This window comes from Psychrobacter sp. CCUG 69069 (assembly GCF_021023115.1).
Taxonomy (GTDB): domain Bacteria; phylum Pseudomonadota; class Gammaproteobacteria; order Pseudomonadales; family Moraxellaceae; genus Psychrobacter; species Psychrobacter namhaensis.
Genome location: NZ_QQAI01000017.1, coordinates 35351 through 51125, shown reverse-complemented (window position 1 = coordinate 51125; position 15775 = coordinate 35351). Strand labels below are relative to the sequence as shown.

Below are 15775 nucleotides of genomic sequence, written 5' to 3'. Positions count from 1 at the left end.
TGGAGACGATGACATGCTTGCCCTTATCGCCTTACCCATTGACGTGCATCATCAGTATTTATTACAGTTTAACCGTCAACTTAGTCTGATCCTATTTGCCATCACACTACTGTTGGTTTCAATAGCAGCCTTAAGCGTGTATTGGGGTTTTGCCCCTTTATCCACTATCGTGCAAAGGATGAAAGGTATTCATCCTGAAAGATTGAGCGAAAGAGTAATAGTTAGTGATATGCCATTAGAGCTAAGACCTTTAGCAGAATCCTATAACTCGATGATGGCTAAGCTTGAAAGCAATTTTGAGTCGTTGTCGCGATTTTCAGACAATATCGCCCATGAGCTACGTACGCCAATAGCGACGCTGAGTACGCAAACGCAAGTCATGTTAACTAAGCCAAGAGAAAGCGACGAATACATTGAGCAATTGCATCATCAGCATGATACGTTAAAGCAGTTATCCGCCATGATTAACGATATGTTATTACTGGCAAAAACTCAAAAAGAGCTGAGTGATTCGCAAATCAGTCATGTCGATATAGAGAGCTTGATCACAAAGCTTATAGATTATTATGAGATGATTGCTGAGGATCGTGAGATAATCTTTGAAAAATCGGGTGATTTTAAAACAGTACTAGGTGATAAAGGCTTATTGCAACGGCTGTTTGCCAACCTGATGTCAAATGCGATTTATTATGCGGCTAGTAATAGCACTATTATGATATCCGCTACTGTCCTCACTTCAAGCACCTCGCTTAATGCGCCAAAAGACGATATTCAATCCCCAGAGCAGCTCTGGTTAAGAATAACTATGACCAACCGTCTAGACAAACCATTAAATCAGATTGAAGCCGATAAACTGTTTGAGCGATTCTATCGTCATGATAAAACGAATACGATGCATTCAGGAACAGGCTTAGGCTTATCTATTGTGCAAGCTATCGCCAATGCTCATAATGGCAAAGTTAGTATTACTATCAAAGATGAGTGTCTTTTTGAGGTTGCTGTAAAGTTGTTGATTGCCAGGTAGTAAATACCTTCATACTGTCTATGAACCGCTCAGATTAGATCGAAGGCGAGTTTACTTGGAAGGTCTCTCTATCCATAAGATGAGATTCTGACTTGCGATAGTTGTACTTTTCAATTGTTGGACAAAAAATTTCTTATATAAGCCTATTTCATACATTCTATTACCAATAATTATGGTGCCTTTATGATGATTCATCCTCAGTATGATCCCGTAGCGCTTTCCTTGGGTCCATTGGAAGTGCACTGGTATGGGCTAATGTATTTGCTAGCCTTTGCTGCCGCTTACGGTTTGGCTTGGTATCGCAGTACCAAACGCGACAATTGGACCACCGACATGGTCTCTGACTTAGTCTTTTATGGCGCGCTTGGTGTCATCTTAGGCGGTCGTATTGGCTATGTGCTGTTTTATCAGTTCGGTGAATTACTCCAAAACCCTGCCTATATATTAAAAGTCTGGGAAGGCGGTATGTCTTTCCACGGCGGCTTTATCGGCGTCATGCTAGGTATGTGGTTCTTTGCCCGTAAATATAAAAAGACTACCTTTCAAGTATTCGATTTTATCGTTCCTTGTGTACCAACCGGCTTACTGTTTGGGCGTATCGGCAACTATATCAATGGCGAATTATGGGGTCGCGTCTCAGACGGTGGCTATAACTGGCTGACCTACTTTCCGCAAGCCGCGGCGTTTGATATGGAGCAATTACAGAGCAATCCACAATTGCAAGAATTGATGATTGAAGTCAATGGTCAATACATATTGCCTCGTCATCCATCACAGCTATATGAAGCCTTTGCCGAAGGTCTGCTGCTATTTATATTCTTATGGTGGTATTCATCAAAACCACGTCCACGTATGGCCGCCTCCGCTGTATTCTTACTAGGCTATGGCATCAGCCGCTTTATCATTGAATTCTTCCGCCAGCCAGATGCTGACCAAGGATTCATATTATTAGGTTGGATGACCAAAGGGCAAATCTTAAGCGCGCCGATGATTATCGCCGGCTTAATCATGCTGATTTATGCTTACAAACGCGGTATTTATGATTGGGGTAAGCAGTCTGCATATTAGAAATAAGTGTCGAGGTGCATGAACAAATAAATATAAATGCAGTTCTAACAAGATACATTCCATTTGCAGAATTAACACCTAACCCCAGTTCGGGATAAGGGCTCAAAAAAAAGATAAAAAAAGAAGTCCGAAGTTGCTAAAGTAAGTTTACCAAGACCACTTAAGCAAAAAGGACTTCTTACATGGACAACCTAACCGAACTATACTGCCATATTGACGACTTTTATTAGCAATTCAAACCTGAGTTTGACGCTCATTTAATCGCAACGGGCCGTCAACGGCTAAGAGCATGCCAGATAAGTGTAGCAGAGATTATGACCATCTTGGTACTGTTTCATCAATTGCGGTATCGACAGTTTAAGTCTTTTTACTACCACCATATGCATGGCATGATGAAACAGGAGTCTCCAAACCTGCCGAGCTACTCGCGATTTATAGAGCTTGTGCCGCGCAGTATCATGCCACTGTGCAGCTACTTGCAAAGCATGATGGGCGACTGTACGGGTATCAGCTATATTGATTCAACCAAGATAGCAGTTTGTCATAACAAACGTATCTACCGTCATAAAGTCTTTGAAGGACTTGCAACCCGAGGCAAAAGCAGCATGGGCTGGTTTTACGGCTTTAAGCTGCACGCCATTATCAATTATAAGGGCGAGCTTGTATCTGTTAAAGCCACTGCGGGCAATACGGATGATAGAGCGCCAGTTAAGGATATGGCAACGTCTTTATTTGGAAAACTATTTGGTGATAGAGGCTATATCAGTAACACACTAAACGCGTGGCTCACAAAACATAGTGATACCACGTTGATAACCAAACTTCGGCGTAATATGAAACCGCAAGTACTCAAGCCGATAGATGAGGCGCTACTCAATCATCGCTCTTTGGTTGAAACGGTATTTGGGAAGCTGAAAAACTTGTGCCAAATCGAACACTCACGCCATCGTAGTGTCACGGGGTTTATCACAAACTTGCTGTCGGGTTTGATTGCTTATTGCTGGTTTCCCTATAAGCCCACCATCAAAAACATGCCTCAGCAGGGACAGGTAGCAACATTGTAAATAGTATCAATGAGTTACAATGTGGCTTATCCCGAACTGGGGTTATTAATACTTCTATGAAAAGTATGACCACTCCTTACTAAGCTCTAAAACACTATAAAACATAAAAAAGACAGACCTGTAGCAGATAAACTTATTAAGGCTAATAACTTAAATATTAAGTTCAGGCCCCGTATTTACTTCTATAAATTATTTTCTATAGGCGATGATATACAAACAGTATTATCTCAAAGGTGGTTAAATACTACATGGCTAAAGTCTAGCAGATTATAAATACACAACATATGTTAAAATATAAGTTATCCTTAACGCTAGCTAGATAGGAAACGTACTGCCATGGCTGGTATCAACAAACTAGAATTATCCGAAGCTGATATTATCAGTAAATTCATTCTACCTGCCGTTATTAGCTCAGGCTGGGATGACATGACCCAAATTCGCGAAGAGGTGAAGCTTCGTGACGGCAAGGTTATCGTCCGTGGTCAAATGGCAGTACGTAAGACAGTTAAGTCAGCTGACATTGTTTTATACCACAAGCCTAACCTGCCGCTTGCTGTTATCGAAGCTAAAGCGAACAAACACTCCATTGGTAAAGGTATGCAGCAAGCGCTTGATTATGCTGGGCTGCTCGAAGTGCCGTTCGTGTTTTCATCCAATGGTGATGGCTTTATTTTTCATGATAAAACCAGTACTACTACCCTCGAAACAGAGATTTCGCTAGCAGACTTTCCGACGCCAGCTGAACTATGGGATAAGTATTGTCAATGGAAAGGCTATACGCAAGCTCAGCTACCCATCATCACTCAAGACTATCATGATGATGGCAGTGGTAAGTCACCACGCTACTATCAGCTACAAGCCATCAATAAGACCATAGAAGCCATCTCTCGTGGACAGGATCGTATCTTGCTTGTAATGGCGACAGGAACAGGTAAAACCTATACTGCGTTTCAAATCATTTGGCGACTGTGGAAAGCCAGAGAGAAAAAGCGCATTTTGTTTTTAGCTGACCGCAATATTTTGGTCGATCAATCTCGAATTAATGACTTTCAACCTTTTGGCACGGCGATGACCAAAATAGAAGGCCGTACCGTTGATCCAGCCTTTGAGATACATCTTGGCTTATATCAAGCGTTAACAGGTCCAGAAGAGCATCAGAAGGCATTTAAACAAGTTGCCCCTGACTTCTTTGACCTAATTGTCATTGACGAGTGCCACAGAGGCAGTGCTGCTGAAGACAGTGCTTGGCGTGAGATATTAGAGTATTTTAATAGCGCTACGCAGGTCGGTTTGACAGCGACCCCTAAAGAGACTGAAGAGGTATCTAATTCTCATTACTTCGGGGATCCTGTTTATACTTATACCTTAAAACAAGGTATTGAAGATGGGTTTTTAGCACCTTATAAAGTGGTTCGAATTGATATCGATGTCGATATGCAAGGTTGGCGTCCAACTAAAGGACAAACAGATAAGCATGGTGAGTTGATTGAAGATCGTATCTATAATCAAAAAGACTTTGATCGTAGTCTGGTGATTGATGAGCGTACTGAATTGGTGGCTCAGACCATCACAAGCTACCTTGAGCGTACTGACCCAATGGCCAAAACCATTGTGTTCTGTAATGATATTGATCATGCAGAGCGCATGCGCCGTGCTCTGATTAACTGCAATCCCGAGCAAGTCAAAAAGAACGAAAAGTATGTCATGAAAATCACGGGTGATGATGAGTTAGGCAAAGCGCAGCTCGATAATTTCATCAATCCAAAGAAAGCTTATCCAGTGATAGCGACGACGTCGGAGCTGATGACGACTGGTGTTGATGCTCAAACTTGTAAGCTAATCGTACTAGATCAAAACATCAAATCGATGACCAAGTTTAAGCAGGTTATTGGCCGTGGTACTCGTATAAATGATAAATATGGCAAGCTATGGTTTACGATTCTCGACTTCAAAAAAGCGACTGAGCTATTTGCAGATGAGAGCTTCGATGGTATTCCTGAACGTATCATGACTGTGACGCCATCACAGATTAATGAAGGAAGCGTTGAGCTGGACGAAGTGGTAGATGGAGAGTCAGACGCAGAGTTAGATATTGTTAATGGTACTGATTTGGCCTATACAACCCAAAGTGATAATGGTGGCTTTGATTTAGGGGTTGGTATGGGTGATGATATGAGTGTTAGTGAGCCTGCGAAAAAATATCATGTGAAAGGTGTATCTGTAAAAGTAATGGCTCAGCGTATCCAGTATTATGATACTGATGGTAAGCTAGTCACCGAGTCTTTTCAGGACTATACTCGCAAAACTTTCACCAAGCAGTTCGCTAGTTTGGACGAGTTTACCAAGCGCTGGAACGATACTGAGCGCAAACAAACCATTATTGATGAGCTGGCAAACGCTGGTATTATTTGGGAAGCATTGCAAGAAGAGATCGGCTCGGATATGGATCCTTTCGATCTGATTTGTCATGTGGTTTATGACCAACCGCCCTTGACCCGACGTGAACGTGCGAATGAAGTCAAAAAGCGCAATTACTTTACCAAGTACTCAGATACTGCTCAAAAAGTACTGAACGCCTTGCTTGATAAATATGCTGATGCTGGTGTAGAAGAAATCGAAAGTCTTAATGTGCTCAAAGTAAAACCACTCGATCAGCTAGGTAGTCCGATGGAAATTGTCAGAGAAGGCTTTGGTAGCAAAAAAGACTATCAACAAGCCATTAGTGATCTTGAAGATGAGATCTATTGGGTACCGCCACCTAAGCAAGCTTAAGTGTTTAAAAAAGATTAACTATAAACTATAAATCTAAGCCTCTTATTGAGGCTTGTTTTATTCCTATCGTTTATTAAAAAGAGAAACCACATGTCAATCAGTTCCGTTATCAAGTCTATTCAAGATATCATGCGCCAAGATGCTGGTGTCGATGGTGATGCCCAACGTCTAAGCCAATTGTCATGGTTATTGTTTCTCAAGATATTTGATGCCCAAGAAGAAGCGCTTGAGTTCGAACAAGAAAACTATAAAACGCCCATTCCTGAGAAGTATCTCTGGCGTAACTGGGCGGCTGATCCTGAAGGTATCACTGGTGAGGAGCTACTAGAATTTGTAAATGATCAAATTTTTAATGATTTAAAAAATATAACAGCGCCAGTAGACACCAATCCGCGTGGTTTTGTGGTACGTCAAGGTTTGAGCGATGCCTACAACTACATGAAAAACGGCACGCTACTACGCCAAGTGATTAATAAGCTCAACGAAGTAGACTTTAACCGTTCAGATGAGCGTCATCTGTTTGGTGATATTTATGAGCAACTGCTACGCGATTTACAGAGTGCAGGTAATGCAGGTGAGTTTTATACCCCTCGTGCCGTGACACGCTTTATCGTTGACCGTGTCGATCCAAAGCTGGGTGAGCGCGTCATGGATCCAGCCTGTGGTACAGGTGGGTTTTTGGCCTGTTCGTTTGATCATGTCAAAAACAACTATGTCGAAACTGCTGAAGATCATCAAATACTACAAAAACAAATCTTAGGTGTTGAAAAGAAGCAACTGCCACATTTACTCTGTACCACCAACATGATGCTGCATGGTATTGAAGTACCTGTACAGATACGCCACGATAACACCCTAAATAAGCCGCTATCGAGCTGGGACAGTGATATTGATGTCATCGTAACTAACCCACCTTTTGGCGGCACTGAAGAGCATGGTATAGAGAAAAACTTCCCTGCTGAATTCCAAACACGCGAAACGGCAGATTTGTTTTTACAATTAATCATCGAAGTGTTAGCAGAAAAAGGTCGCGCTGCTGTCGTGTTACCTGATGGCACCTTGTTTGGTGAAGGGGTAAAAACCAAGCTAAAGAAAATGCTGACCGAAGAATGTAATCTGCATACCATCGTGCGCTTACCAAACGGTGTGTTTAATCCTTATACCAGTATTAAGACCAATATTCTTTTCTTTACCAAAGGTCAGCCAACCAAAGATATTTGGTTTTATGAGCATCCTTACCCTGAAGGTGTCAAAAACTATAGCAAAACCAAACCAATGAAGTTTGAAGAGTTTCAAACCGAGATTGACTGGTGGGGTGATGAGTCTGATGGTTTTGCCAGTCGTGTCGAAAACGATCACGCTTGGAAGGTCAGCATTGATGAGGTCATCGAGCGTAACTATAACCTCGATATCTCAAACCCCTACCAAGGTGAAGTCATTGATTATGACCCTAATAAGCTACTAGCTGACCATGCAAAGCAACAACAGAGCATCGATATGTTACGCAGCCAGTTGAAAGATGTACTGGGTGCTGCGCTGTCTGCTAACACGACAGAGGACAAGTAGCTATGAATGTAAAAACGAGCTTAGAGGTGGGTAAAGATGCAAGCAAACCAGAGCAGTTGATCACTGCACATATCGATATCTGGACCAGCGCTATACTGGCTAAATCTAGCAGTGGGCGTGGTAGTAGCAAAAAGTATGAGCTATACGGTATTAGCAAATTACGTGAGCTGATCTTGGAGTTAGCGGTGCGTGGCAAGCTTGTCCCACAAGACGATAATGATGAACCTGCATCTGTTTTGTTAGAGAAAATAGCTGTTGAAAAGGCTCAGTTAATTAAAAAAGGTAGGATTAAGAAGGTTAAAGTACGGGATAAAATTAATGAAGATGAAAAGTCTTTTGAACTACCTAGAAACTGGAGTTGGATAAGGCTATCAAACATCTATGATGTTCGTGATGGAACTCATGATTCTCCAAAGTATCAAGCCTCTGGATATCCACTAGTTACTAGCAAAAATTTGGCATCTGGAACACTTAGTTTAGATGATGTTAAATATATATCTACAAAAGATCATCAGAAAATAGCTGAGAGATCAGCAGTAGTTAAAGGTGATATTTTATTCGCCATGATAGGGACTATTGGTAATCCCGTGATTGTGGATATTGACGACGAGTTCAGCATTAAGAATGTAGCATTATTTAAGCCTATTAATGGTTTACTAAACAGCATGCAATTCCTTCGAATACAATTAATTGTAGCTTCCAAATACTTAAAGAATAATGCATCAGGTGCTGTTCAGAAATTTGCCTCTCTAACTAAACTTAGAGAACAAGCAGTAGCACTTCCACCGCTTGCAGAACAACAACGTATCGTCGCTAAAGTCGATGAGCTGATGCTGCTGTGTGATCATCTAGAGCAGCAAACCGAAGCCAGTATCGAAGCTCACGCTACTCTTGTAGAAGTATTATTAGGCACATTGACAGATAGTGTGGACGCCGATGAATTAGCGCAGAACTGGGCGAGAATTTCTGAGCATTTTGATAGCCTATTTACTACTGAGCAAAGCATCGATGCGTTAAAGCAAACTGTTCTACAACTAGCTGTAATGGGTCAGTTAGTTCCACAAAACCCGGATGATGAACCTGCTTCGGTATTGTTAGAAAAAGAGCGGTTGATTAGAGAAAGTAAAATTAAACAACCTAGCTCATGGCTTGAAATTACCGAAAATGAAAAGCCTTTTGAATCACCGGAAAGTTGGATATGGTTACGGTTTGGAGATGTATATCCGTTAGAATATGGAAATAATCTCCCTAAGCCGAAGCGCTCTAATACAGGAGAGTACAACGTTTATGGCTCAAATGGTATTGTAGGCTCTCATAATGCAGCCTGTGTAAAGTCTTCTTGTATTGTGGTAGGCAGAAAGGGTTCAGCTGGAGCTCTAAATATATCCCTTGATGATGGTTGCTGGGTAACAGATGTAGCTTATAGCTGTATTCCAATCAAAGGCATTGACCTATATTTTGCTTTTATGCACCTAAAAACACTCGGGCTTGATAGTTTAGGTAAAGGTATCAAGCCTGGCTTGAATAGAAATGAAGCTTACTCATTACCTGTAGCTATTCCACCTCTAAGTGAACAACATCTTATCGTTGCTAAAGTCGATGAGTTAATGGCTATTTGTGACCAATTAAAAGAGAAGCTACAGCAGTCTCAAGAGACGCAAGTTCAGCTTACTGATGCGTTGGTTGATCGGGCTTTAGAGTGAGTTTTAATGTTGGAGCAATCACGTTTTATATGCCTTAGTACAACTAAAAGAAATAAACAAGACCTTCTATTAGCAGTGATATTTTAAAATCAGGTATAATAACCTTGTATGTATAATCCATATTGTGCAGAATTAAAAGTGCACAATGCTATTACAGCTGTTAAGGCTATGTTATTAGGCGTCTTGTGCATAAATTAGGGGTTATAATATTCATAGGTGTGCCGTTCAATATCGCAAGCTACGCGCTATTGACCCACATGGTTGCGCAGGTTTGTGGACTCGACGTTGGCGAGTTTATCTGGACGGGCGGCGACTGTCATATTTATCAAAACCACCGCGAGCAAGTCGAACGACAGCTGACACGCTCGCTTTATCAGCTGCCAACATTGACGCTCAACGCGGATGTTGATAATATTTTTGCTTTTACCTATGAAGATATTAGCGTGGATGGCTATGAGTCACATCCTGCTATTAAAGCAAAAGTGGCGGTATAAGCAGCTGTTTTTACTTCATTTTTAATGAGAATAACAAGGATATATTATGAGTTATGCCCGCACTGAAGTCGCCCAAATCGCTGCTATTAGTAGTAATCGCTGTATCGGCAAGGATAATAAGCTGCCGTGGCATATCTCAACAGACTTGCAGCATTTCAAAAAGCTGACCACCAAAGAAAATGAGGGCGCGACGCAAGGTATCGTCATTATGGGCCGCAAGACATTTGAGTCGATGGGCAGCAAACCGTTACCAAAGCGCGTGAGCTTTATTATCAGTAGCCAGTTGGATTACGCTGAAAAAGCAGGCCTAGTCGGCAACGATAACGCCTATGTCGTACACAATTTAGACGATGCGTTAACGCAAGCCGCTAGTCTCGCCCACGGCGCGCATCTTGACACGATTTGGGTGATTGGTGGTGAGCGCGTATTTAATGACGCCATGATGTACACGGATCGTATCGAATTGACCCACGTAGACACTGACATTTCTGATGGGGAGGCTTTTTATCCAGAATTGCCCGATGACTTTATAGTCGCAGCAGAATCTGAGCAAATGCGTGATGAAAAAAGCGAGTTAGCGTTTAGATTTGTGACTTACCAAAGAAAAGCCAATCAATAATAGCGACTCGCTTGTTAAAAATAAAATAATGGGGATCTCATGGTTGGGTAAAACTGTCTATGATGTCCCCATTATAGTGTGGCCAACGCATCATATTAAGACACGGGCAAAACCAAGTTCAGGCCATAGCTATCTAGTATAATATTTGGTCAGGCTACTCATGCAGTACTTTATAAACCGTCTTCGCCAGCACCGGACCAATGCCTTGCACACCTGCCAATTCTTGCTGAGAGGCCCCAAGCAGCTGCTGCATACCGCCAAAGTGATTGAGTAAGTCACGGCGGCGCTTTTCACCGAGTCCTGGTATCACCTCAAGCACGGACGATGAACGGCGCTTATCACGCTTCTTACGATGCGCTGTGATCGCAAAACGGTGCGCCTCATCACGAATGTGCATCAATAAATGCAGCGCTTTGCTATCCATTGGCAAATCAAGCGGCTCATGGTCAATAAAGTGTAGTACCTCAAGTCCAGCCTTGCGCCCCTCGCCTTTTGCCACACTAATGAGCAAAGTATCACCAAGAATACCCAATTCTGTCAGCACGTCTTTGGCTATCCCAAGCTGACCTTTACCACCATCGATGAGCAACAAATCTGGCAGTGGCTGTTTCTTATAGCGACGCGTCAACACTTGCTTCATTGCCGCATAATCATCACCGCCTTGAATATCATGAATCGCATACTGACGGTAATCACGACGACGCGAGCCACCTTGATCAAAGACCACGCAGCTGCCAATGGTCGCCTCGCCCATGGTATGGGAAATATCAAAGCATTCAATCCGATCAATGGTTCGATCTGTGACATCAGCTAGCACGTCTTTTAAGGCGCCAAAGCGTGCATGCAGCTCTAAATAATCACCCAGCTTGGTTTTTAGCGCATTATTTGTATTCAGTTTTGCTAAGTCTAGCCATTCTGAACGGTGCTCGCGTACTTTATTCTTAATAACGACTTTGCTACCAAAATGCGTTGCCAGTGCCTCACTAACGGCATTTTGATCCGGCAACTCATGGCTTAAAATAATCTCTGCTGGTAAATCATCGGTCACCTGAAAATAGAACGACGTAATAAAGGCCGACAAGTTATCTGCAAGCGGCTCACTACTATCGACATCAGGAAAATAGTTCTTACCACCCAACACACGGCCACCGCGCACGGTAAGTACGTTGACACAAGTCATACCTGCCTGACTGGCAATAGAAATCACATCGGCCTCACCTTCTACCGTATAAACGGCTTGCCGCGCTTGTACTTCGCGCAGCATCGACAGCTGATCGCGATAAAATACGGCCTTTTCAAAATCCAACGCTTCAGCAGCACTCTCCATTTTTTCAATCAGGGCACTATGAATGTCGCTAGAATCGCCCTTTAAAAAGCGAATCGTGTTGTTAACATCTTCGCTATATTCTTCTGGCGACACCAAACCCACGCAAGGCGCACGGCAACGCTTAATCTGGTACTCAAGACAAGGGCGCTTGCGTTGTTTAAAAAAAGTATTGGTACATTGGCGCATTTGAAACATTTTTTGCATCAGCACCAGTGTTTCTTTAGCGGCATGGGCTGAGGGGAAAGGCCCAAAAAACCGTCCTTTTTGATGATTGCCTTTGCCGCGCCCATACGCCAGTCTGGGATAAGGATCATCCGCTGAAATGAACACGTAAAGGTAGGATTTGTCATCACGCAACAGAACGTTATAAGGCGGACGATGTTCTTTAATCAGGTTTTGCTCGAGTAACAACGCTTCAGTTTCACTACGAGTAATAATGGTCTCGATATTGTGAATGCGAGCCACCAGCGCCCGTGTCTTGGGGTGGTCAATCGTTTTCGCAAAATAACTATTTACACGACTCTTTAGCGATTTGGCTTTACCAACGTACAGAATATCACCGTTTTTACCCAGCATTTTATAGACCCCTGGCAGATTTGGCAGGCGCTGAATTAAATGCTTAAGGCGGACTGTTTTATCGTCGGCGGGGCTCGATGCTGAAACATTGACCATAGAATATTTTGCTCTTAAAACGTGATGAATATCAATATTTATGGGGCGACCACACCGATTTTGCAAGCTGATGACATGTTTAGCAACTGCCATAAAAAAAACCAGCACAAGGCTGGTTTTTTAAGCGTACTACTTGCAAGCTACTAATGACGGAAATTTGGTAACAGCGCTGGAATACCAGGCAACATACCAACGATAGCCATCACCCCAGTTAAGACCACAAAGGTAATCACAGGAATAATCCAGCGGCTCATTTTCGAGAGATTGGCACTACGCTCTTTAGAGCCAATAAGTCCTAGATTATCAAGCACCAAGGTGATCGACCACCCAAAGGCTGGATTGACTAGCGCGGAAGCAAATACGACAATCGCTGCGGACTGCGTCGTTTTACCTTCACGTGTCATCTCCATACCCGCTTCAAGCAAGGGAATAAAAACCCCCACAATCAGCGCCACACACATCACTGGCTCCCAAATGGCCAAATCCATGGGATAACCCCAGACACCCGCAATCAGACAAAACACCCCCGTTAACACAGCCCCTGCCGGAATAGGACGCTTAGCAATCGCCGCTGGTACAATATAAGTACCCCATGACGACGCAAAATTCGCGCCGCCCAGTATCGAGCCTGCCACCTGACGAATAGAAGCGCTTGTCATCGTATCATCGATATCCATGAGCACACGCTCAGTACGTTTTGGATAGCTGATTTTCTGAAAGACTTGATGACCCAAGAAGTCTGGTGACCACATGGCGACAGCCAGTACTGCAAATGGCAGCACCACAATAAAGCTCTCAACAGTGGGCAGTCCTAGCATCCAACCGGTGTTTTCGCCCCACCAGTACATTGGATTCATGTTTGGTAGACCTGGTGCCGTTTCAAACGCAAACGGTGCGCCCATGGCAAAAGCGACGCCCCCGCCCAATAAGCAGCTTAAAGGCACAGCTAACCAACGCTTTTGGAAATTCTCAAGCACCGCATACAGTACAATCGTCAGTAGAATCACCACAAAGGCAATGTGCGCCATGCCAATGCCTTCCGCCCAAGCAAACAGATTTTTAACTTGTGAAATCGTACCAATGAAACCTAAATAAAGCAGCAAACCACCACACACGCCTTTACTGGTCAAGTTTGCCAGCAAACTGCCCCCTTTACTGATGGCTAGGAGCAAACCGAAGGCACCAATGAGCAGGCCAAAGGCCATCGGGTGACCGCCAGCGGCAACCACAATAGGAATCAGCGGAATTAATGGACCGTGAGTACCCGCAAGGTTGGCTGTCGGTAGCAAAAACCCTGAAAATAAAATGACAAAAAACGAGACAATTAATAGCTCATAACGCACGTTTTCTAAAACAAACGCGTCGCCCAAACCAAGTGGCCCTGCAAAAGTTGCGGCAATGGCACCCACCATGACCACCTTACCAATGGTTGCGGCCATTGCTGGAATGGTATCTTCATATTCAAAGCGATAATCACGAAACGGCAAGTTTGCACGCCAGCGCTTTGGCTGCATGATCTGTAGTTCATGATTTAGATACGCGTCACGACTGTCAAAGCTTGCGCTTGATTGATGCAAATCACGATAACTGCCTGCAAGCTCGCTGTCGTAGTCGGATGGATTGGAAGGCTTCTGATTAGACCCTGGAGAAGGTATCTGAGTATTACTCATCACATTTCCTTATGTCGACTGAGACTTCGGTTGATTACAATAGTTGACTTAGCTCTATATCCAGTAAAGCGTCCATCACAAATTGCACGCTATTGTATGTCATGGGGCCTTGAATTGCGAGCCTATAACTATTTAAAGATACTATGCATCTCATTATTAATGATAACTAAAAGTTTGCATTTATTATTTTATGAACCTTAATTGGCTTTTATTTCGAAAAAGTAATAGTAGGAGAAGTGAGGTTGATCGGTTAATATGACCTCAGAAAAAGTAGCAATAGCTATGGTGGATACCTATTTTTACCGCTAATAACGCTTTAATAAGTTACGCTATAGTAGATCAAGTAAGTATAAAACTAGCATGACTCGATCAATGCTTTAGCCCGCTCTAAGACTAGCGAGCTTCGTGGTTTTTCATTATGATAAAGGTTTTTTGGTCAGTCACTCTTTAGTACTTAGCATGTAAATGTATCTCAATCAGCAAGCATGTAACATTAAAAAGCAAGATAATAGGATTGATTTATGAGTTTATTACCCATCAACTTTGAGACATTAAAACGTAAAGCTAAAAAAAATATCATGCCGCTGCTGACACCGCATTTACTTAAGTTGCGTATCAACACTTATGCCCCATACGTTGGTGCTGGCATTAAAATTGATCACATCGACCTTGATCAAGGACTGTGCGTGGTGAGTATGGGGTTAAACAGCCTGAACAAAAACATCGTGGGTACCCAGTTTGGGGGCAGCTTGTACGCTATGGTTGATCCATTTTATATGATAATGCTGATGCACCAACTGGGTAGCAGTTACGTGGTTTGGGATAAAAGCTCACATATCGAGTTTGTCGCCCCTGGCAACAGCAAAGTCACCGCTCGAATGAAGATTCCCAGCACCGAGATTACCACTATTCAAGAACTGGCAAAAAACGGTGAGGCGGTGTTTCGCACGTATACAGTTGATCTCGTCGATGAGCAGCAGAAAACTGTCGCTACCGTCACTAAGACGATATACATTCGATTACGCAAGTACAGTAAGTCCAAACATCAAAGTAGCCGCGTCGATAACTTTGATGTCTAATTTGATCACTAAGTTGACTGTTTAACGCCAACGCTCAAACTTAAAACCCCACATACAAAAACCCCAATCTAGCTTTCGCATAGACTGGGGTTTTGTCTTTTTTGGTATGGCCCGCTTATTTATAAATAAACCTATGAATAAGGGCTTGTATCTACTATTGCCTGAGCTTAGTCAATCATACGATCAACTAAGAACAGCCAGCGTGTGCTTAGATACCAGGGGCAGTTTCAACTGCATCCGGTACACCAGCGTCAGTTTTTTTCTGAGCCACTGGACGAGCACCAAGCTTTTCGCGGATACGGGCTGATTTACCAGAGCGCTCACGTAAGTAGTACAGTTTCGCACGGCGAACAGCACCGCGGCGTTTCACTTCAATGCTATCAATGATTGGTGAATGCAATTGGAATGCACGCTCAACACCAACGCCGCTTGAGATTTTACGTACGGTAAACGCTGAGTTTACACCGCGGTTACGCTTAGCGATTACAACGCCTTCAAAAGCCTGTAGACGCTCACGCTCACCTTCACGTACTTTTACTTGAACCACAACGGTATCGCCGGGTGCAAAGCTTGGGCGCTCAAGCAATTGAGCGTTTTCGATGACCTGAACCAATGGATGCTTGTTGCTCATGAGAGTTATCTCCTCACATTAGATAATAGAGGCTTAACGCATATCACCTGTTTGTAATAATTAATCGCATCTCTTTATAGTGAGAC

The 15775-nt window shown here is 43.1% G+C and carries 10 protein-coding genes and 2 pseudogenes; 9 read left to right on the top strand and 3 right to left on the bottom strand.

Translation table 11 applies throughout. From position 1 onward, the window contains the following. The 8 genes and pseudogenes from DVY93_RS10545 to DVY93_RS10510 all read left to right on the top strand — a co-directional run. Positions 1-1024 (top strand): ATP-binding protein (locus DVY93_RS10545; RefSeq protein ID WP_230710687.1); only part of this gene is annotated, 1024 nt, incomplete at its 5' end. 183 nt (positions 1025-1207) lie between these two features. Then, a complete protein-coding gene (lgt, locus tag DVY93_RS10540; RefSeq protein WP_011959981.1) occupies positions 1208-2092 on the top strand; it encodes a prolipoprotein diacylglyceryl transferase in 885 nt (294 codons plus the stop codon). A gap of 182 nt (positions 2093-2274) precedes the next feature. Continuing rightward, positions 2275-3156 (top strand): annotated as a pseudogene (locus DVY93_RS10535) (IS982 family transposase). 345 nt (positions 3157-3501) lie between these two features. Beyond that, positions 3502-5928: an EcoAI/FtnUII family type I restriction enzme subunit R gene (gene hsdR, locus DVY93_RS10530; RefSeq protein ID WP_230710688.1), complete on the top strand. Its 2427-nt coding sequence runs from the start codon at positions 3502-3504 to the stop codon at positions 5926-5928. A gap of 90 nt (positions 5929-6018) precedes the next feature. After that, the gene (locus DVY93_RS10525; protein ID WP_230710686.1) at positions 6019-7494 is read left to right on the top strand and encodes an N-6 DNA methylase; all 1476 of its coding nucleotides are present in this window, start codon (positions 6019-6021) and stop codon (positions 7492-7494) included. A gap of 2 nt (positions 7495-7496) precedes the next feature. Then, positions 7497-9197 (top strand): restriction endonuclease subunit S, encoded by a 1701-nt coding sequence (locus tag DVY93_RS10520; protein WP_230710685.1) that lies wholly within the window; start codon positions 7497-7499, stop codon positions 9195-9197. A gap of 206 nt (positions 9198-9403) precedes the next feature. Beyond that, positions 9404-9691, top strand: a pseudogene (gene thyA / locus DVY93_RS10515) (thymidylate synthase); the annotation flags it as partial. 46 nt (positions 9692-9737) lie between these two features. After that, positions 9738-10310, top strand: a complete 573-nt coding sequence (locus tag DVY93_RS10510) for a dihydrofolate reductase (protein ID WP_230710683.1) — start codon at positions 9738-9740, stop codon at positions 10308-10310. 154 nt (positions 10311-10464) lie between these two features. Here DVY93_RS10510 and uvrC read toward each other — a convergent pair whose 3' ends face one another. Then, positions 10465-12309, bottom strand: a complete 1845-nt coding sequence (gene uvrC, locus DVY93_RS10505) for an excinuclease ABC subunit UvrC (protein WP_198334471.1) — start codon at positions 12307-12309, stop codon at positions 10465-10467. Between the two features lie 143 nt (positions 12310-12452). Further along, the gene (locus tag DVY93_RS10500) at positions 12453-13979 is read right to left on the bottom strand and encodes a DUF3360 family protein (RefSeq protein WP_193005554.1); all 1527 of its coding nucleotides are present in this window, start codon (positions 13977-13979) and stop codon (positions 12453-12455) included. A gap of 521 nt (positions 13980-14500) precedes the next feature. On the opposite strand from DVY93_RS10500, the gene DVY93_RS10495 reads away from it, so the two are divergent. Further along, a complete protein-coding gene (locus DVY93_RS10495; protein ID WP_230710681.1) occupies positions 14501-15058 on the top strand; it encodes a DUF4442 domain-containing protein in 558 nt (185 codons plus the stop codon). Positions 15059-15266: 208 nt separating this feature from the next. Here DVY93_RS10495 and rplS read toward each other — a convergent pair whose 3' ends face one another. After that, entirely contained in the window at positions 15267-15689 is a 423-nt protein-coding gene (rplS, locus tag DVY93_RS10490; RefSeq protein ID WP_193005556.1) for a 50S ribosomal protein L19, read from the bottom strand. Positions 15690-15775 lie beyond the last annotated feature (86 nt).